Origin of the sequence: Nostoc sp. C057 (assembly GCF_013393925.1) — a bacterium.
GTDB classification, from domain to species: domain Bacteria; phylum Cyanobacteriota; class Cyanobacteriia; order Cyanobacteriales; family Nostocaceae; genus Nostoc; species Nostoc muscorum_A.
The window spans coordinates 5,645,248-5,665,075 of record NZ_CP040281.1 but is presented as its reverse complement, the minus strand read 5'-3'; the positions used below and the strand labels follow the sequence as shown (position 1 = coordinate 5,665,075).

Annotated in this window: 16 protein-coding genes and 1 pseudogene; 7 read left to right on the top strand and 10 right to left on the bottom strand. The window is 43.6% G+C overall.

Annotated features, from left to right (window positions below; genetic code table 11):
• Positions 1 to 27: 27 nt before the first annotated feature.
• Positions 28 to 831 carry a TIGR01548 family HAD-type hydrolase gene (locus FD724_RS24210; RefSeq protein WP_179074375.1) on the bottom strand — a complete coding sequence of 268 codons (804 nt, stop codon included), beginning with the start codon at positions 829 to 831 and terminating at the stop codon, positions 28 to 30.
• Between the two features lie 45 nt (positions 832 to 876).
• Positions 877 to 1,347, bottom strand: coding sequence for a DUF29 domain-containing protein (locus tag FD724_RS24205; protein ID WP_179074374.1), 471 nt, complete (start codon positions 1,345 to 1,347; stop codon positions 877 to 879).
• A 137-nt stretch (positions 1,348 to 1,484) separates the two neighbouring features.
• Here FD724_RS24205 and FD724_RS24200 point away from each other — a divergent pair, with 137 nt between their 5' ends.
• Entirely contained in the window at positions 1,485 to 1,784 is a 300-nt protein-coding gene (locus tag FD724_RS24200; RefSeq protein WP_094333099.1) for a 30S ribosomal protein PSRP-3, read from the top strand.
• A gap of 10 nt (positions 1,785 to 1,794) precedes the next feature.
• On the opposite strand, the gene FD724_RS24195 is transcribed toward FD724_RS24200, so the two are convergent.
• The 4 genes from FD724_RS24195 to atpD form a co-directional block, all read right to left on the bottom strand.
• On the bottom strand, positions 1,795 to 3,678 hold the full coding sequence (locus FD724_RS24195; RefSeq protein WP_179074373.1) for a serine/threonine-protein kinase: 1,884 nt from the start codon (positions 3,676 to 3,678) through the stop codon (positions 1,795 to 1,797).
• A gap of 110 nt (positions 3,679 to 3,788) precedes the next feature.
• Entirely contained in the window at positions 3,789 to 5,894 is a 2,106-nt protein-coding gene (locus tag FD724_RS24190) for a flotillin family protein (protein ID WP_179074372.1), read from the bottom strand.
• 276 nt (positions 5,895 to 6,170) lie between these two features.
• The gene (gene atpC / locus FD724_RS24185; protein WP_114081955.1) at positions 6,171 to 6,584 is read right to left on the bottom strand and encodes an ATP synthase F1 subunit epsilon; all 414 of its coding nucleotides are present in this window, start codon (positions 6,582 to 6,584) and stop codon (positions 6,171 to 6,173) included.
• Between the two features lie 131 nt (positions 6,585 to 6,715).
• A complete protein-coding gene (gene atpD, locus FD724_RS24180) occupies positions 6,716 to 8,164 on the bottom strand; it encodes a F0F1 ATP synthase subunit beta (protein WP_114081954.1) in 1,449 nt (482 codons plus the stop codon).
• A 605-nt stretch (positions 8,165 to 8,769) separates the two neighbouring features.
• On the opposite strand from atpD, the gene FD724_RS24175 reads away from it, so the two are divergent.
• Positions 8,770 to 9,591 carry a SirB1 family protein gene (locus tag FD724_RS24175; RefSeq protein ID WP_114081953.1) on the top strand — a complete coding sequence of 274 codons (822 nt, stop codon included), beginning with the start codon at positions 8,770 to 8,772 and terminating at the stop codon, positions 9,589 to 9,591.
• A gap of 176 nt (positions 9,592 to 9,767) precedes the next feature.
• Here FD724_RS24175 and FD724_RS24170 read toward each other — a convergent pair whose 3' ends face one another.
• The gene (locus FD724_RS24170; protein WP_179074371.1) at positions 9,768 to 10,208 is read right to left on the bottom strand and encodes an SRPBCC family protein; all 441 of its coding nucleotides are present in this window, start codon (positions 10,206 to 10,208) and stop codon (positions 9,768 to 9,770) included.
• Positions 10,209 to 10,538: 330 nt separating this feature from the next.
• Here FD724_RS24170 and FD724_RS24165 point away from each other — a divergent pair, with 330 nt between their 5' ends.
• A complete protein-coding gene (locus tag FD724_RS24165; protein ID WP_179074370.1) occupies positions 10,539 to 12,191 on the top strand; it encodes a mechanosensitive ion channel in 1,653 nt (550 codons plus the stop codon).
• A gap of 139 nt (positions 12,192 to 12,330) precedes the next feature.
• Positions 12,331 to 12,444: pseudogene (locus FD724_RS41055) on the top strand (reverse transcriptase); the annotation flags it as partial.
• A gap of 126 nt (positions 12,445 to 12,570) precedes the next feature.
• Here the strand turns inward: FD724_RS41055 and FD724_RS24160 are convergent.
• Positions 12,571 to 13,677, bottom strand: a complete 1,107-nt coding sequence (locus FD724_RS24160; RefSeq protein ID WP_179074369.1) for a GTP-binding protein — start codon at positions 13,675 to 13,677, stop codon at positions 12,571 to 12,573.
• Between the two features lie 137 nt (positions 13,678 to 13,814).
• Between FD724_RS24160 and cysS the strand changes: the two genes are divergently transcribed.
• The 3 genes from cysS to FD724_RS24145 all read left to right on the top strand — a co-directional run bounded on the left by cysS (position 13,815) and on the right by FD724_RS24145 (position 18,401).
• On the top strand, positions 13,815 to 15,269 hold the full coding sequence (cysS, locus tag FD724_RS24155; RefSeq protein ID WP_179074368.1) for a cysteine--tRNA ligase: 1,455 nt from the start codon (positions 13,815 to 13,817) through the stop codon (positions 15,267 to 15,269).
• A 95-nt stretch (positions 15,270 to 15,364) separates the two neighbouring features.
• On the top strand, positions 15,365 to 16,804 hold the full coding sequence (locus tag FD724_RS24150) for a TldD/PmbA family protein (protein WP_179074367.1): 1,440 nt from the start codon (positions 15,365 to 15,367) through the stop codon (positions 16,802 to 16,804).
• Positions 16,805 to 17,054: 250 nt separating this feature from the next.
• On the top strand, positions 17,055 to 18,401 hold the full coding sequence (locus FD724_RS24145) for a TldD/PmbA family protein (RefSeq protein ID WP_179074366.1): 1,347 nt from the start codon (positions 17,055 to 17,057) through the stop codon (positions 18,399 to 18,401).
• A 139-nt stretch (positions 18,402 to 18,540) separates the two neighbouring features.
• Here FD724_RS24145 and FD724_RS24140 read toward each other — a convergent pair whose 3' ends face one another.
• Both FD724_RS24140 and coaD read right to left on the bottom strand, forming a co-directional pair.
• On the bottom strand, positions 18,541 to 19,209 hold the full coding sequence (locus FD724_RS24140) for a DivIVA domain-containing protein (protein ID WP_179074365.1): 669 nt from the start codon (positions 19,207 to 19,209) through the stop codon (positions 18,541 to 18,543).
• On the bottom strand, positions 19,119 to 19,670 hold the full coding sequence (gene coaD, locus FD724_RS24135) for a pantetheine-phosphate adenylyltransferase (RefSeq protein ID WP_012410299.1): 552 nt from the start codon (positions 19,668 to 19,670) through the stop codon (positions 19,119 to 19,121). The genes FD724_RS24140 and coaD overlap by 91 nt, the downstream gene beginning before the upstream one ends.
• Positions 19,671 to 19,828 lie beyond the last annotated feature (158 nt).

The window sequence follows — 19,828 nt, the reverse complement described above, 5'->3', positions numbered from 1 at the left end:
ATAGCTGGATTAATCTTAGAACACAGATTAAATAGATGAACTCACCAATTCTTGAATCTGTCTTGGGGTTAATTCTTGCACATTACGCAAAACTACAGCTGCTCCGGCTGCTAGTAATGTCTCACCATAAGCATCACTACGCGATGCTGTTTCCTGTACATGGGGCGGTAAAACCCCTACACCAATCCAAGGGCGAGAAGAATCTAAACGCCGCGCTTTCTCGACGGTATACATATCTGCTACCGTATCCCCCACATACACGATCGCTAATTTATGCTCAATTCCATTATCTAACTCACGAACTGTAGCAAAAAGCCCAGTGGGGTCAGGTTTTCCTGGCGCATCTTCCATCGCAATCAACACCGGAGATTCCAAACCCAGGCGTTTTTCTAATACATAGTTAGCGGAAGCACGAGTTGCACCACTGAAAAATCCCCAAGCAATCCCGGCTTGGGTAAGTTGTTCTAAATAGCTAGGTTGTAATAATAAGGGTTCATTACAGATATACCCTGTAAAATTATTTGGGTCTGAGCCACGATAACGCGATTGAAAAAAAGCAACGATCGCACTGTAATCTAGTTGTAGTTGTTCGCGGGTCTGTCCTTGGGTTTCAAAGTAGCGGTAAATTAATTCCTGCGATGCTTCCCAATCGTTATTCCACACGCCTTCAGACTTTAGTTGGTCAATATCCAGTGGGGTTGGACGATATGCTTGGGTGGTAAAATATTCTACGGTATCTGCGATCGCCCGGCGATAGGAGCCGCTAACATCGCGCACAACGCCATCAATATCGAAAATAGCGATCGCTTTTGCAGAAGTTTGTTGAGTCATGGGGTAAGGAAGCAAAAGAGTTTTACATCATCATAAAACGTCAGATCATGACTCAGGTAAAAAATCGGGGTCGAGGGCTTGCTCTGGCGTGAAGGGAGATTGTTCGGGGAAAATAGCGATGGCTAATCCAGTTTCAATGACAGCCAGTCGTCTAGCGGTTTGATAGCTTTCGTCGAAAACCTGATCAAAGTGAGGCTTCAAACTCGGACTTTCCTTGAGTGCCTTTTGGATTCGCCTGCGGTGTTCCAAAATTGTGTACTGCCAACTTTTTGAGCGCCTTTCAGTTTGAATTTGATATTTGAGCAGATGCATCAGCAACACTTCCAGATTGCTCTCCAATGCCCGCTTTTCACTCCTACCCATTGTTTCAATTTCTTCAATCAAATTCTCTAAATCCAGTTCTGTGAGCCGACCTTGCTTGAGCAGTTCTGCTGTGGTTTGAATCCACAGGTAAAAGTCTTGCTCATACAAATCTGAATCAGATTTTGTTTGAGATTGGGGCAGTTGGGTAGTCATAAGCATCTTTGTTAGCGCCGACTTACACCTTATGCTAGCCCAATCCAATGACTGTTTGGTCATTTGATAGGGTATTGCGTTAAAATAAGCGATCGCTATCCTAGTTAAGTAATGCCCGGAAATTCCCGGAGGTGTGATTGACCAAGTTTATTTTGAAAATTCTGTGGTTAGACGAAAACGTTGCTCTCGCAGTGGATCAAGTTGTAGGCAAAGGCACCAGTCCTTTGACTAAGTACTTTTTTTGGCCCAGAAATGATGCCTGGGAAGAATTAAAAAAGGAATTAGAATCCAAACATTGGATTACTGACCTGGATCGTGTTGAGTTGCTTAATAAAGCAACAGAAGTGATTAACTACTGGCAAGAGGAAGGTAGAAACCGTCCAATGGCAGAAGCTCAGTTGAAATTTCCAGAAGTTGCCTTCACAGGTAGCGCCTGATATTACAATATTAGCGATGTCTACGACGGGCTACGCCTACGCGCTGTTCTACAAGCTGCCACAGTTTGATAGTCTTGTCTCTGCTGCCACTTGCAATTAATTGTCTAACTTTGCTCACAGCAACAGCAGATACTGAGTCTATATGACCAGAGAGAGTAACAATCTCTTCTGCTGTGCTTACCTTCCAAAGTTTAACTGTTTTGTCGCAACTTGCACTTAGGAGCGTTTCGCCATCGGCAGTAAAAGCCACAGCCACCACAGACCAAGAATGGCCTACAAGTGTGCAAATTAGCTGACCTGTGTTTACCTCCCACAATTTAATAGTGTTATCATCACTACCCGTCGCCAAAATGTTCCCATCGGGACTAAAAGCGACTGTCAAAACCGCCCATGCATGACCCGAAAGGGTGCTTAACAAGCTATAGCATGGGCGGTTTTCAACAGGAGGTAAGGGGGTAGGGGGCAGGGGGAAAGGGGGAATGTCCTCTGCTGCTTGTGAGTGGTCTTTTAACTCAGCACTATTCATATCCCTCTGCTCCCTGCTCCCTGCTCCCCTGCCTCTTGTTGGTATGTGCCACAAGCGAATTGTTCGGTCATAACTTGCGCTAGCTAAAAGCTGTCCTTGGGGACTAAATGCCACTGAATTTACTTGTAATTGATGTCCGGTTATGGTGCAAATCTCTGTGCCAGTATTGACATCCCAGAGTTTGATTGTCTTGTCCCAGCTACCACTAGCGAGAATCTGCCCATCTGGACTGAAAGCAACTGATTTTACGGCGTGTGAATGTCCCAATAAAGTGCAGATTTCTTTTAATGTATCAACCTGCCACAATTTGATAGTTTTATCATCGCTAGCAGTTGCCAAAATTTGACCATCAGGACTGAAGGCGACTGATTTTACTGCTTGGGAATGTCCTAATAAGCTAGCTAGGATTTTTTGAGTATTTAAATCCCACAATTTGACGATTTTATCATCACTAGCACTGGCTAAGGTATAGTCGTCAGGACTTATGGCAAGGGCATTTACACTACTCAATGTCCCAGAATGCCCAGTTAAGGTATGCAAGCATCGCCAAGGAGGGTTTGGTAATTTCAAATTTTGAGTTTTACATTCCATACCCATTGCTTGCATAACTTCATTAGCTAATTGAAAGCGGCGGTTAACAGAATTTTGCAGCAGCTTGTCGATAATTTGCGCCAGGCGATCGCTTACCTTGTTAGTAAGATATTGTTGCCAAACCCAACAATCGTTAGCAATATCAAATAAATCAAAGGGAGGAATCTGGGTAAGTAAGTAAATACAAGTTACACCCAAGCTATATAAGTCACTAGCAAAAACGGCTTTTCCCTTGGCTTGTTCTGGTGCAGCGTATTCTGGACTGCCAATACTGCTTTCAGATGTTAGCGGATAAATTTCTGTGACGATTTTCGCAGTGGTAAAATCGACTATAACGAAATCTCCCTTCTTGGTAATTAGGGATCTACGGATGATATTTTTGGGTTTAATATCGCGGTGGATGATGTTGTGATCGCTAATAAACTGCAAAACTGGCAACAAGTCTTCTAACAGTTGCCAAATCTGAGTTTCATTAAAAGCAGCTTCCTCTTCAACCACCTGAGCTAAATTAGTGCCTGTAATAAATTCCTGCACTAAATAAAAATGCCCCTTGTGCTGAAAATAATTTAATAAGGCGGGAATTTGTGGATGCTTCCCTAATTCCTCTAGCTGTTGCGCCTTTGGCTGAAAAGTTTTAAATGTCTCGTATTCCTGCGAGATTTTTTGAACAACGCAAGGAATTGGCGGAAACTGTCCCTCATCTACAGCGAGAAAGGTTTTACAGAATTCCCCTTTAGCAATTGATTTTAGTAAACGATAACGTTTTTGTAAAAACAAAATTTTCTACCAAAATTACAGGGTAGGCATCTTGCCTACCCAAAGTAAAATATAACCATTTTAAATTGCGTTTCTCGTAGGGTAGCAAAGCTGTGCTACCCTACCGGATATTACTTATCCACTGGAAAATTCACAACTATCGGTGGAAGACCGTTATCTGTGGTTGGTTGTGTTTGGGTAACTACTGGTTGCGGATGCAAAGGTGTTGGTTTCAATTCACCCTTACCAGTTTGATTCCATAAAATCATGGATAGTAGCCCATCCACTAAGCCGTTATTGCTGCCATTACTACCAACTAAGACATCTGGAATTAAGCGGACATGGCGATCGCCTATAATCTGCATTAATTGCATTGCTGTATAACCTTGGGAACCCAAAGCTTCCACACCAGCCCGGTAGGTTTCAGCTTTGGCATTACCTGTAGCCCGTATACCTTCAGCCTCAGCAATTGCCCGGAGTTTTGTACCTTCGGCTTCACCGTTCGCCTGTTTAATTTGCGCTTGGGCTTTTAAGTCAGCAATATGTACACTCTGCTCTGATTTCACCATTTCTTGCTGGATATCAGCCAATGCCGTTTCCCGAACAAGCTGCTGCCGTTGCGTTTGCGCCATCTGCTGGACTTCATAAGTCTTGCGTTCTTCTTCAGCAATTTTCCGGTCTGTCTGTGTCTGCATTAGTGATGCTGGTGGCAGAATATCACCAATCAGGGTGTCGATCGCTTGTACGTCATAAGCCCGCAATGCTGTTTTAATATACTCAGCAGCCTCAGCTTGTCGTTCACTCCGAGCGGTGAGAAAGTCTAGTACAGTATAGTCTTGGGCTGAGTTGCGGAAATAATTGCCGATAGTTGGTTCTAATACATGGTCTACCAAATTTTGCATTGCACCAACGCGGGAAATTACCTTCGGAGCATCTAAAGCACCCACATGGATAATTTGTGCTACTTCCAAATCAAAAGCAAACCCATCACGCGATCGCACTGTTAAAGAAGCCAGTTTAGCATCATAGCTGTGGCGTTCAGTCCGACCTGACCAGTTTAAAACAATGTTGGTCGTTGGTACTAGTTCAATCTTCATAATCCGGGAATTAATCGGGTGCTTACCAGGATATAGCGGTTCGACCCACACACCCTTATGTCCCTGATTCACTAAGTTACCGTGGGTGAAAGCTGCACCACTGACATCTTGATGTGCTTTACCCACGAAGGAAATTACCACACCCACATAACCAATGGGAATTTCGGTCATCGGCACTTGTTCAACCTGGACAAACCAAGGATTCAAGTTCCAAGAACCAGAAAGCAAAGTCTGTTCTTGTAAACCTCGCCGTCCACCCCCATTAATAAATTTCTGACCATTTTGGAAGTTGTCGTGTCCGTCAATTATGGGGCCTGCGAGTTCACCGGCAGAAATTGGTACACCATCTAAGGTAGTGACAATGCCAACTTTGTCTGATGCCAGACTGTACACCCGCAACTGTTCTGGAGCCATACCATGAGCGCTGGCATTTGATGCCATGATGACTTTAAATAGGGCAGTGTTAATCCGGTATGTACCTGCGGTGAGAAAACCCATTTGCCGCCCTTTTTCCCCACCTTCGGTAAGGAATTTTCGAGCATCTTGGAAGTTGTCACAACCCACAATTTTCCCCAAAATCCGCTCTGGTGGGTTGGATGCGCCATCTGCTGCCACAATCAAAGCGATTTCCCCTTGGGGAACGACAATTACTGATTCTTTCTTTACAGAATATTGCCAAGGCCAATAGCCCCAGTGCCAACCAGGAGCTAAAGTATCTGCCTGCAAGCCAGCTTCACCGTTGAGGGCAATCAAACTGCCGGCGGGAAGTCCACGCCCGGAAAGGGTAAATTTCCTCACTACAATACCGACTTCACGTTCGCCAATGACTACAAGTCCGCCAAAGAATAGGGGGACGAATATGACGAAACCGCCGACAAGTAGGATGGGAACTAGTACAACAGGATCAATTCCAGCAGTTTGATATTGAGTCCTGCTGATTGGTAACTGAGCAATATTTGGTGTAGTCTGATTTCGCTGGACTAATGCCGAAGTTATTTCTTTTGCAGTAGTTGTTTTAACAGAATTAGGATTGGCAGAATGGATACCACCAGCGAGCGCTAACGTTGCTACGATAGAGGCCGCAAAACGAGCTACCTTATTTTGTTTACGAGTACCAAGCAAAGATGAAAAGCTTTTCATAATTTGTGCCCATTTGGGCAACTAATTAGCTAAGTTAACACTTCAACAGAGCTTGCCTCGATTTCTTAAACTTGACGTAATTTTTTTGAAAATTTAATAATTAAGGAGTCAGAATTCAGAATTCAGGATTCAGAATACTCGATTCATATACGGAAAAAGTTTAGTATTGATACAGGATTAATACTGAATTCTGACTCCTGACTCCTGAATTCTTTTTAATAAATAATTTGCAGGTTGGACATTGCCCAACCTACAAAGTTGAAATAGAAAATTAAATTAGACCAAACCGCCAGCAGCTTGAAACCGAGCGCGGGCGCGTTTGAAAGCTTGATTTGCCTTGATTTGGGCTTGGCGATCGTCAGCTGAAACTTGAGTGAGTCCTGCTTCTGCTTGGTTGTAAGCAGCACGAGCTTCTTCAAGGTTAATTTTGTCGCCACGTTCAGCGCCGTTAACCAGAATTGTCACTTCATTTTCTTCGACTTCGGCAAAGCCACCCAAAAGAGCGATCGCTTCCCAACCCTGATTTTTCGCGGCACGGACTCGCATTACACCAGTATCCAGGGCGGTTAAAAGTGGTGCGTGTCCAGTGAGGATACCTAGTTGACCAGTTGTGCTAGGCAAAACTACTTCTTCTGCTGGAGCATCCCAGACTGTTTTATCTGGGGAAATTACCCGAACGGTTAATGTCATTTGTCTTTTGTCCTTCGTCCTTCGTCCTTTGTCCTACCCTACGGGAAGCCGCCCAAAGGGCATCTATGTCTTTTGTAATTGCCATTAGTCATTAGCAGTTGAACTAATGACCAATGACCAATGACAAATGACTAACCTTTGATTTTTTCAGCTTTAGCGATCGCTTCGTTGATATCGCCAACCAAGTAGAAAGCCTGTTCTGGCAGAGCATCCAACTCACCAGACAGAATTTTTTGGAAGCCTTTGATGGTATCTTCCAACTTCACATACTTACCAGGAGAACCGGTAAATACTTCTGCTACAAAGAATGGCTGAGACAAGAAGCGCTCAACTTTCCGCGCCCGTGCCACGATTAGACGGTCTTCTTCAGACAATTCATCTAAACCGAGAATGGCGATAATGTCTTGGAGTTCTTTGTAACGTTGCAGAGTTGATTGCACCGCCCGCGCAGTATTGTAGTGTTCTTCACCGACAATGTTTGGTTGGAGCATGGTGGAAGTTGAACCAAGGGGGTCAACTGCGGGGTAAATTCCCTTAGCAGCCAAACCGCGAGACAGTACTGTGGTTCCGTCCAAGTGGGCGAAGGTAGTAGCAGGTGCGGGGTCTGTCAGGTCATCCGCAGGTACGTATACTGCTTGAATGGAGGTAATGGAACCCTCTGTAGTCGAGGTAATCCGCTCTTGCAGTTCACCTACGTCGGTTCCCAATGTGGGCTGATATCCTACCGCAGAAGGCATCCGACCCAATAGCGCGGATACTTCCGAACCTGCTTGTACAAACCGGAAGATATTATCAATAAACAGCAGCACGTCCTGCTTGTTCACATCCCGGAAGTACTCTGCTACTGTCAATCCTGAAAGACCAACCCGCATTCTAGCTCCGGGTGGTTCGTTCATTTGACCGTAGACTAGAGCAATTTTTGATTCGTTGAGGTTCTCGTTATTGATTACCCCAGACTCAATCATTTCGTTGTAGAGGTCATTACCTTCACGGGTGCGCTCACCCACGCCAGCAAAAACGGATACTCCACCATGCTGGGTAGCGATGTTGTTAATCAACTCCATCATGATTACGGTCTTACCAACACCAGCACCGCCGAATAGACCAATTTTACCGCCGCGTCGATAGGGAGTCAGAAGGTCAACAACTTTAATCCCAGTCTCAAACACCGAAGGTTTGGTTTCCAGGTCGGTGAATTTAGGAGCAGAGCGGTGAATGGGTAAACTTGCCTCAGCATTTACTGGGCCCCTGTTATCCACAGGTTCGCCAAGGACGTTGAAAATCCGGCCCAAAGTGGCTTTACCAACTGGCACGGTAATGGGAGCGCCTGTATCGCTGACTTCAAAACCGCGCACTAAGCCTTCGGTGGAACTCATCGCAACAGTCCGCACCTGGTTGTCGCCCAGCAGTTGCTGTACTTCAACGGTGATGTTGATTTCCTGCCCAGCTTCGTTGGTGCCTTTGATTTTCAAAGCGTTGTAGATTTGTGGCAATTTCCCGCCGGGAAATTTAACGTCTACAACTGGACCAATGATTTGGGTAATGTAGCCAATGTTTGTTTTTTCTGCGGTTGTGACCATGCTGCGCCTAATGAGTGAAGCTATATTTCAGATAAGGTCGGAGAAGACATAAAATTAAGCAATGTCACCTTTCAGATTAGCACTGAACGACCCTACTCTACGCCATAAATTGATCCTTAAGACTGGGGCTTGGGGATCAAAATTAAGGTAAGTTTTTGCATCGGGACTGGAGAAGACTCAAAATTAAAACTAGAGTGTCGAGATTGTGCAGACGCGGCAGTGTTCAAAGTGAGTTAGTTATAAATTTATGCTTTAGCTGGGGCTTTGGGTTGTTGTTTGCACTTTCAGACAGAATCTATACTGAGAACACCGACAGCTAGAAACTGGATTTCTCACAAGTGAGAAATCAAGGAGTGTGGGGGGTGTGGGAGGTGTGGGAGGATGGGGAAGAAATCTGACCCCGCACACTCCCCACACTCCTCTGCCTAAACTATGCGTGAAAAATCCGGGTAGAAGCCTAGGGTAGAACTTACATTTCCAAATCTTCTGAATATCCTTAATATAAAAAATAGGTACAGAAAAATGTTTTCAGTTTAGCCAAGGCACAATGCTTGGGTTAAGCGTAGGTGCGGTTTCATCCTCATACTTCCACTGGGCAACAGGTTATGAATTTCTCGTCAGCGCGACAATATTTTTACCAAGAGATTCAGCAGGCTGACGAGCATATTGACCTAGCAAAGGCAGCTTTGTATATTGCCCAAGAAGAATATCCCAAGCTAGATCCAGAGGAATATCTCAACGCCCTTGATACAATGGCATGGGAGCTTCAAGAACGCCTACCAGACTCACGATATCCTTTGCGGATAGTTCAAAGTATTAATCAGTACCTATACGATGATTTAAAGTTTTCTGGTAATAAGATTGACTATTACGACCCGCGTAACAGTTTTTTCAATGATGTAATTGACCGCCGACTAGGAATTCCTATTACCTTAGCGTTAGTTTACCTAGAGGTTGCCAGACGGATTGATTTCCCGATGGTGGGTGTGGGAATGCCAGGGCATTTCTTGATCCGCCCAGATATTCCAGATATAGAAATTTTTGTGGATGCCTTTAATGGCGGTGAAATAATATTTGCTCAAGATTGCGAGGAACGGCTGTCTCAAATTTATCAGCAACCTGTGACGCTACAACCAGAATTTTTAGCCGTGGTCAGTAATCGGCAATTTTTGGCACGGATGCTGACAAATATAAAATTTATTTACCTCAAACAACAAGAGTTAGAAAAAACGCTGGCAGCAATTGAACGAATTTTGTTGCTGTTTCCTAATGTAACTTTAGAATTGCGCGATCGCGGCTTAATCTCCTATCAACTTGGTAACTACCCCCAAGCCGTAGACGATTTACGACATTATTTAGCAAAAGTTCCTGATGCCCAGGATGCATCCGTAATTCGGCGGCTACTTACGGAATTGGGCAGGGATTAGGGAATGGGGAATAGGGAATGGGGAATGGGCAAGAGGAATTGGGGACAAGGAGAATTGGGGACAAGGGGAAAGACTTGTTTCAAGTTCTCACCTCTTGTCCCCTTGTCCCCTTGTCCCCTTGTCCCCTTGTCTCCCCTGCCTCCCCTGCTCCTCTGCCTTTTCTGCTCAATGCCCAATTACAAATTTTCTGCGACTCGTTTCAGGCGGCGGAGTTGGGCTTGCATATCTTCTTTTGTCCAAGATGCGGCAAAGGTATTGAAACCCCAACTCACTAAGGGGTTAGGAATATCGAACTCAAAACGGTTTAGTAGGAGCGTTCCCTTTTCTGTGGGTTGACATTCCCAGCGATCGCGCCCTTGAAAAAATCCCTGAAATTCCCAGACTACCAAACCCGGTTGTCGTTCCACAACTACGCTATTCAACGTAGGTTTCAGTAGAGGAATTTGAATGATAAAAAGACTTTCACTGCCGACATCAGTACTCCAAGATTCACCCACAGGTTCGCAACGGAGGACAGGGTTGAGCCAGCGTTGCATGAGAGCTAAATCGCTAATACAGCGCTCTACCACCGTAGCTGTAGCATTAATTTGAATCGATTGTTCTAAAACTTGAGGCATTCCACATCTTCGATGCTGTTGCTGCAATTAGAGTAACGCAAAATTCGCCATTTCCAGTAGATTAAATCAAATATTTGGTAACACAGTCAAAAATTACTCTTGATATGAATACGCCTTATGTGAATTAAAATGCCCTACCGATAGCAAGGGTTTCAGGCTGTAGTTGAGCCAAGATGTTTAGCTATGTTGACGTATTTACGCCTTTCCAGACTCCAACTCACATAAGCCGTTGAATACATGTATGTATATGTATGTGTTTACTGGTAAATTGATAGGCAAAACACTTACTCAGTGTTTGCGGCGAATACTTAAGCTTAATTCCCGAAAACCATGAATACAACTTGGCAAGGAATAACCCAGGTGATAGAAGTTGGTTTGCCGATGAGGGTGCAGCAATTTTTGGCACAATCGCCCAGTCTGCAACCGATACAACCAGCAGTGAATCAAGGAATCGCTGATGTAAAAGGTATTGTTCAACAGATAATTCTGTTTACGCCCCGTCTCCTGGGGGCAGTAGCAATTTTGTTAGTAGGTTGGCTAATTGCAGCGATCGCAGCAGCCATAACGCAAGGAATCCTCAAGCGCACAAACATCGATAACCGCATTGCCGCAGGGATAACAGGTCGTCAAGATGTTCCCCAGGTGGAGAAATTAATCTCCAGCTTAGTCTTTTGGAGCATTATTCTATTGACGGCGGTAGCTGTTTTACAGACCTTGGATCTGGAAGTAGCCTCTCGACCCCTCAATAATTTTCTCAATCAACTTATTGGCTTTTTGCCAAATTTGGTTGGTGCGGGAATCCTTTTGGTAACTGCCTGGTTTTTGGCGACCATTGTCAAGATTATCACTGTGCGCTCATTACAGGCATTTAATCTGGATGAGCGTTTGAATCCAGAACCAGAAGACAGCGCACCCAGCCTAAATCAGTTGTCTCTGAGTGAGACGATTGCTAATGCTCTGTATTGGTTTATATTTTTACTGTTTCTTGCCCCAGTTTTAGATAGTCTTGGACTAAGGCAGGCTTTACAACCAGTACAAGCTCTCATTACAGAAGTTCTGCTAATTCTGCCGAACATTTTAGCGGCGATCTTAATAGCTGTAGTTGGCTGGTTCATCGCTAATGTAGTCCGGCGGATTGTGACGAACTTACTGGCGACAACTGGTATTGACCATTTAGGTAGTCGGTTGGGATTATCTGCAAGTGCGGGGGTGCAACCTCTATCGAATATTATCGGCACAATTGTCTATGTTTTGATTTTGATTCCTGTAGCGATCGCAGCGCTTAATGCCTTGCGAATTGATGCGATATCTGTCCCGGCGATCGCCATGCTACAACAGGTTCTCAACGCTCTCCCTGCCATCTTTACAGCCGTGGCAATTTTAATTGTTGCCTATTTTGTGGGGCGGTTTGTGGCGGATTTAGTTACAAGTATCCTCACCAATTTAGGCTTTAACAACATTTTCACTATTTTGGGTCTGACTACACCCACTAGACGCATCGAAATTTCAACTGAACCAACAACTGCCCATATCCCAAACCGCACTCCATCGGAAATTGCAGGTATTGTTGCCTTAGTGGGTATCATGCTGTTTGCAACGGTGGCGGCGGTGAATATCTTGAATATTCCAGCTCTGACAGCATTAGTGTCTGGTATTGTGATTATATTTGGGCGAATTTTGGCGGGATTGGTGATATTTGCCATTGGCTTATTCCTAGCAAATCTAGCTTTTAATATCATTACCAGTTCCGGCGAACGTCAGGCAGAGATTTTGGGACAAGTAGCGCGAATTGCCATTATTGCTTTAGTCTCTGCAATGGCACTGCAACAGATTGGAGTTGCCAGTGATATTGTGAATTTAGCCTTTGGACTTTTACTCGGTGCGATCGCAGTTGCTATTGCCCTAGCCTTTGGTCTTGGAGGGCGCGATATTGCCCGCGAACAAGTTCAAGAATGGCTAAACTCTTTCAAAGGTAGAAACTAAAAGTTGATGAAGGCGCAATTTCATCTGTATATAGCAATCCTAAATCATTCGTGAGAATTTGAAATTGTTGCTACCCTTCTTAGTCCCCCCGATGTCTTGGGGGGACGGCATTAGCTGGGGGAAAAATTTTTTACAACTTTGGCAAGCAATCGCAAAATCTGCTTTAGAACCAGCACATGAAGCAACATTTCATGCTAGAAACTACGGTTTTAGATCAGGACGTTCGGCACATGATGCCCAGAAAATTCTGTTTAATATTACGACGGAGATTTAACTTACTGGAGCGAACGCAATAGTAAGTTAATAGATGGCGAAGTTATTGGGAATTCATTCCCAGGTGGAACCTGGGAACGAGTAGTAAACTTTTAACTCCTAATTTTTATTTCCCAAACCCTTTACCGCGAGAGGTTGAAGGTAGACAAATACAGTTTTCGAGTTGACTAATTAAAGCCTCACGATCCAAATTTTGACCAATCAGCACTAGCTGATTTTTCAATTTACCTTGCCATTCATCATCATCCAAAGTGAAGCGTTTGCCACAAAGGTGGAAAATATGACGCTTCGGACTTTCATCAAACCACATAATCCCCTTGGCTCGGAAGATATTTGAGGGTAGCTGGTTATCTAAGAAATACTGAAACTTCCTAATAGAAAAAGGCTTGTCACTTTGGAAAGAGATGGAAGTAAAACCATCATTTTCTAAATGGTCAGAATGATGATGATCGTGGTCATGGTCGTGATGATCGTGACCGCATGTTGAGTGATCATGATCGTCATGATGATCGTGATGTTCATGATCGTGATGATCGTGTTCATCAACCACTGTGTCAAAATATTTATCAGACTCAAATAGACCAACACTCAAAATTAAAGGAAGTGGCACTTGCGATCGCGTAGCGCGAATAATTCTTGCTCCTTCCTTAACTTCGTTAATTTTTGTTTCTAACTCATTCAAAGTGGCTTCATCAACTAAATCAGCCTTGTTCAGCACAATGACATCGCCGTATGCAATCTGACTGTATGCGGCTTCAGAGTTAAATAAATCTAGGCTGTAATTCGCCGCGTCTACCACGGTAATAATCGAATCTAAGCGGGTTAAATCTCGTAATTCTGTGCCCAGAAATGTTAAAGCTACTGGTAGCGGATCTGCTAATCCAGTTGTTTCCACTACTAGATAATCTAGATTTTCTTGGCGTTCTAAAACTTTGTAAACTGCATCTACTAAATCATTATTAATAGTGCAGCAAATACAACCATTATTTAGTTCCACCATGTTCTCACCAGTGGAAACAATTAGCTCGTTGTCGATGCCAATTTCACCAAATTCATTCACGAGAACAGCGGTTTTTAAACCCTGTTGGTTGTTGAGGATATGATTGAGTAAAGTCGTCTTCCCACTACCGAGGAATCCCGTAATAATTGTTACTGGCATTCCTTGTTTGGGCGTATCCATTGCCGAAGATTCGGGTGTAACTGCTGATTGCATAGCGCTGTTATCAAATAGTCAAAAAATAGTAATGTAGCGCAGATAGTCCAGAAAACACTAGCATAGGGATGCTGGACTGTCATCCCAGCTGCTTTACCCTATTATTACGTATCTCCTTATTTCAGCATTACTCTGTTATGACCCTAACACTCTACAATACCCTCACCCGTCGTCAAGAACCGTTTGAAACAGTCGAACCAGGCAAGGTTAAGATGTATTACTGCGGCGTGACGGTTTACGACTACTGCCATTTGGGTCATGCTAGAGCTTGCATTGTTTGGGATGTAATCCGCCGATACCTCCAGTTTATCGGTTATGAAGTCCGATATATCCAAAATTTTACTGATATTGATGACAAGATTCTCAATCGAGCCCGTGTTGAAAATTCATCAATGGAAGCTGTGGCCGATCGCTTTATCAAAGCATATTTTGAGGATATGGCGCGGTTAGGAATCAAGGAAGCCGATGAATATCCCCGTGCTACCCACACGATGAATGGCATCCAACGATTAATTCATGAGTTGGAAAATAAAGGTTTTGCTTACCCCTCTGATGGTGATGTGTATTATGCAGTCCGGCAGTTTGCTGAGTATGGCAAGCTTTCGGGACGCAGGTTAGAAGATATGCAAGCCGGGAAAAGCGATCGCGTCAACATAGAAGATCCAGAATATCAGAAAAAGAAAGATCCCTTTGATTTTGCCTTGTGGAAAGCAGCAAAACCCGGAGAACCCGCTTGGGAATCGCCTTGGGGCGCAGGCCGTCCGGGATGGCATATAGAATGCTCGGCAATGGTGCGCGATCGCTTGGGTGATACCATCGATATTCATGCTGGTGGTGCTGACTTAATTTTTCCTCACCACGAAAACGAAATTGCCCAATCTGAGGCTGTAACAGGAAAACCCTTAGCGCGTTACTGGTTGCATAACGGCATGGTGAAGGTAGATGGGGAAAAAATGTCCAAATCTTTGGGCAACTTTACCACTATTAGAGACTTACTGGATCGAGGAGTTGACCCGATGGCAGTGCGCTTATTCGTGCTAACTGCTCAATATCGTACACCCATAGATTTTACCGACGAAGCGATCGCCGCAGCAACCAACGGTTGGCACACCATTAAGGAAGGTTTACTTTTCGGCTACCAATACGGCAAAAAACTAGGCTGGGAACTAGAAAAGGGAGAACATTCCCCAATTGAAAATTCAGATGTTGAGCGTTTTCAAGAAATTGTGAATAACGACTTTAATTTTCCTGGTGGATTAACAGTACTCTTTGAATTAGCCAAAGAACTGCGCCGTGAGGGGCATATTCTTGTGCATGAAGGCAAAACCGAAACATCTCCAGATAAGTTAAAGCATCAATGGCAAACTCTTGTCACATTGGCTGGAGTTTTGGGTTTAGAAGCCGAGATAGAAGCAGAACCTGACAAGATTAATGGTTTAAGCGATGCGGAAATTGAAGCGAAAATTCAGCAAAGGCAAGAAGCGCGTCAAGGCAAAAATTTTGCCGAAAGCGATCGCATTCGTGACGAACTTCAAGCAGAAGGTATTACGCTAATTGATAGCCGTGATGGTACACGCTGGCATCGGAATTAAAGGAAACTGGGAAGTAGGAATTTAATTCTTCCCAATTCCCTATTCCCAATTCCCCATTTCCAATTCCCAATTCCCAATTCCCAATTCCTTAAATTATGTGGTCTGAACTTAAAAAAGCGATCGCTAGTTTCGACATTCCTGCTGATTGGATCGGTATCAGAGCCGTAAAGGAGACTTCTACAAGCCGTTCAGTCCGTGACGGCTTACCCCAGGCAAATGGCAAATCCTTCACTATTGGAGCCATGCTGGAAGTTTTAGTCAACGGTTGTCTGGGTTATGCAGCCACTAACTCTCTGGAACTGTCTTCACTACAAGCTGCTGCCCAAACAGCCTATAAACAGGCAGTAGCAGCCAGTGAATGGTGGATACATCCCTTTCGTGAAAGTGAGCGCCCTAAAGTCGTTGGTGAATATAAATCTCCATTCCTTGAACCTTTTGATGCTTTGAGTCCGGGAGAAATCAACGATTTACTGGTTCGTATTTGCCAAACGCTAAAAGTTGACGACAAGATTGTGCAAACCATAGCCGGTGCTAGCACCATTGAGAGAGAGTCTTGGTTTGTTAGCAGCAATGGTTCAGAAGTCTATCAAAAAATTCTATCTATAGCTACTCATTACGGAGCCACCGCCCAAGATGGGTCAATTGTACAGCAGCGCAGCAACAACGGCTCCCAAGCAAACTGTTACCAAGGCGGACTAGAACTTTTAAAACAAGAAAACTTATGGCATCGGGTACGGCAAATTGGCGAACAAGCAGTAGAACTCTTGACAGCAGAAGAGTGCCCAACTACCCGTACCAATTTAGTTTTAGCCCCAGATCAAATGATGCTGCAAATCCATGAAAGTGTCGGGCATCCCCTAGAAATTGACCGAATTTTGGGGGATGAGCGTAACTATGCTGGGGGCAGCTTCGTTAATAAAAGTGATTTTGGCAACCTAGTATATGGTTCGCCACTGATGAACATTACTTTTGATCCCACCGTGGCTGGTGAATTTGCTAGCTATGGCTTTGATGATACTGGTGCTGTAGCAACGCGGGAATATTTGGTCAAAGAAGGAGTACTTCAACGGGGTTTGGGCAGTCTAGAGAGTCAAGCTAGAGCAGGTGTATCAGGAGTAGCCTGTGCGCGTGCTTCTTCATGGAATCGACCAGCGATCGATCGCATGGGTAACTTGAATTTAGAGCCTCTAAACGCTAGCTTTGAAGACATTATTAGCGGCATAGAACACGGCGTTTACATGGAATCTAACCGATCTTGGTCAATTGATGATCGCCGTTACAAATTCCAATTTGGTTGTGAGTACGCTAAATTAATTGAAAATGGTAAACTCACTAAAACCCTCCGCAATCCCAACTATCGCGCCACAACACCAGAATTTTGGCATAGCTTAATCCAAGTAGGAAATGCTGAAAACTGGCAAATGTATGGTACTCCTTATTGTGGTAAAGGAGAACCAAATCAGGCCATTTGGGTAGGACATGGTTCCCCTGTTTGTGTATTTGCTAATGTCGAAGTTTTTGGTGGAGGAAGTTGAAAAAGTTAAGAGTTAGGAGTCAATAGTTGGTACTTAAGTAGTTAGGCATAATTAAATATAAAATAAAATTCTAGTTCGTAGTGAGCGATTTATCGCTCAGAACAATTATGATGAGGACTAAAGTCCTTACTACAAGCTTTAATTTATTTACGCCTAGCTACTTATGAGTTTTGAGTTCAAAAACTCTTCAACTCCTAACTCTTAATTCCTAATTTTCCCCTGGCTTATTCCCTATTAATATTTAATATCCATGAAAATTGAGGAATTATCTGCGTTAGAAGTCAGCTTTAATCGACTGATTGAAACTCTGCTGATAAAAAAAGCAGAAAATGAAAAATTCACTGTCAAACTCAGTAGTGAAAGAAGTCAATTTACTCGTTTTAACCATGCGAAAGTGCGACAAACTGGTTGTGTTGCTGATGGGTGGATCGAACTGACTCTGATGGCAGATCAACGCAGTAGTGTTAGGCTGTTTCCCTTTACTGGAAATTGGGAGCTAGACTGGCAATTAGCATATTCTGCTTTGCAGGAATTACGCGACGAACTGATTCTATTACCCATCGATCCATATCTAGTTTTACCATCAGGAACTAATACCAGTCGTGAAGTACATTCTGGGAATTTGTTGGCAGAAGAAGCAGTAGTATCAAGTGTATTAGAACAAGTTAATGAATTAGATTTTACTGGTATATATGCTGGAGGAATAGTAATTAAAGGTTATGGTGATTCCAGTGGGCAAAAGCACTGGTTTGCTACTGATTCTTTTACCTTAGATTATTCTCTATTTTCCGCCTCTGGGCAAGCCGTTAAGGGCACATTTGCCGGAAGTGATTGGAATAAATCTGCTTATATAGCCAAAATTAGCGAAGCTAAAAAACAACTCGAATTGCTTGCTCGTCCATGTAAAGAACTGCCACGAGGACAATACAAAACTTATTTTGCACCTGCTGCGGTTGCAGATTTATTAGTCATGCTTTCTTGGGGAGCTATCAGCGAAGCTGATATCCAACAAGGAAATAGTGCTTTAGCTGCTTTATCGCGTCAAGAAAAACAGCTTTCGCCAGCATTTAGTTTGAAAGAAAACTTTCAGCGCGGATTAGTACCCCGATTTAATGAATTGGGAGAAATGGCAGCACCGGAGTTACCTGTAATAGAAAAAGGACTTTTGGTAAACACTCTGGTTAATTCTCGCACTGCTAAGGAATATCAAAAAACTGCCAATGGTGCTAATGGTTCCGAGACTCTCCGTGCGCCAGAAATAAGTCCCGGAAATTTAGTATTTGAGCAGATTCTTCCGAGATTGGATACAGGATTGTATCTATCAAATTTGCATTACTTGAATTGGAGCGATCGCCAAACTGGTAGAATCACAGGTATGACCCGTTATGCTTGTTTTTGGGTGGAAAATGGAGAAATTATTGCTCCCATTGAAAACTTACGTTTTGATGAAAGTCTCTATCGCTTCTGGGGAGAAAAATTAGTAGATTTAACCAATTTTCAAGAATTTATTCCCGAAGTAGGCACTTATGATAGTCGCCAACTAGGAGGTAGTTTAGTTCCCGGTATGCTGGTAGAAGATTTTACTTACACCCTGTAATCAGGTATTAATTGCATTTTTGATGAATTTTAAACATAAATATAGCAATCATATTTGATTTGTGAGAATTGCAAAAATTGTTGGGTTAAGCAATAGCGAAACCCAACTTAGAATTTTTCCTCATCTCTTGTTAGAACCTCTATCTTTTTTTACCGGGAGGTGAATTGCGCTGGGTGAGGTTATCAATTTGCAATTGTTGTCGTCCGTTGGTGACAATTCGCAACATATCTTTGAGATCCTGTTCGATATTGCCCAAAATGCCATCAGCATATTGATCGGCACCATCTTCAATATCTTGAGCCTGAGCGATCGCAGTTTGCCTCATTTGCTCTAACTCTTGCTGACAAGCATACCGCTTACGCTCAATCTCGGCGAGGGTTTCTTGCATTATTCCCTCACACTCTTGTTGCACTTGTCGCCGCAGTTGTTCAGCTTCTTGTTCAGCCTGTTGAATAATATCGCTTTCAGCTAAGATTTGCGCTCTTTTCGCTTGCGCGGCATCAACAACCTGCTGTCCATACTCTTCCGCTTCTAGCAGAATTTCATCCTTTTGGTTAAGGATGGCTGCTGCTTCTTGAAAAAGCGATGGTAAAGCAAGCCGGATGTAATCAAGCTGTTCCAGCAGCTTTTCTTCATCTATGAGAGTGCGTCCCGTCAGAGGAATCCTGAGACTAGAGAGAACTATTTCCTCTAGGCGGTTGAGTTCCTGCTGAATATCTATGCTTCCCTCTCCACCGAGATATTCTTCAGGGGGGGGATTGCTTCCGTTGAGATTGGGTTCAACATTGGAGAGTTGTGATTGTAGCATTGGTATATATCTAGGGCAATGTGTGGGGGAACGAGATGATCGATAGAGCCGCCAAACCTTGCAATCTCTCTTACCACACTACTACTTAAAAAACTATACTCATTTGAGGTTGCTAGAAAAACTGTTTCTATTTGGGTAGAAAGAGTTTTATTGGTGTGAGCCATTTGCAGTTCCACTTCAAAATCTGACACAGCCCGTAAACCCCGAAGCAAAACTTGTGCGTGTCGCATTTGGGCATAGTTTACGGTAAGACCATCAAAACTGTCTACTTCTACATTAGGTAGATGTTGTGTAGAAAGACGGATCTGCTCTAACCGTTGCTGCACGCTAAAAAGTGGCGTTTTGTTTGGGTTCCGCAGTACAGCGACAATTACCCGCTCAAACAGGCGACTACCGCGCTGAATGAGGTCAAGGTGTCCCAAGGTGATGGGGTCGAAGCTACCAGGATAAATAGCAATCACAATTTTAGATATATCAAAGTTGTTTAGGTGATTATATCGAAACTCTTTTGTGTAACTTACTCAAATCTACCATCTTGCGCTCTGAGCAAGAATGCTAAACTCAATTGTTTTTGTGACACAAGTTATGCTCAACTAGGCGTTAGGAATTAGACTCCTAA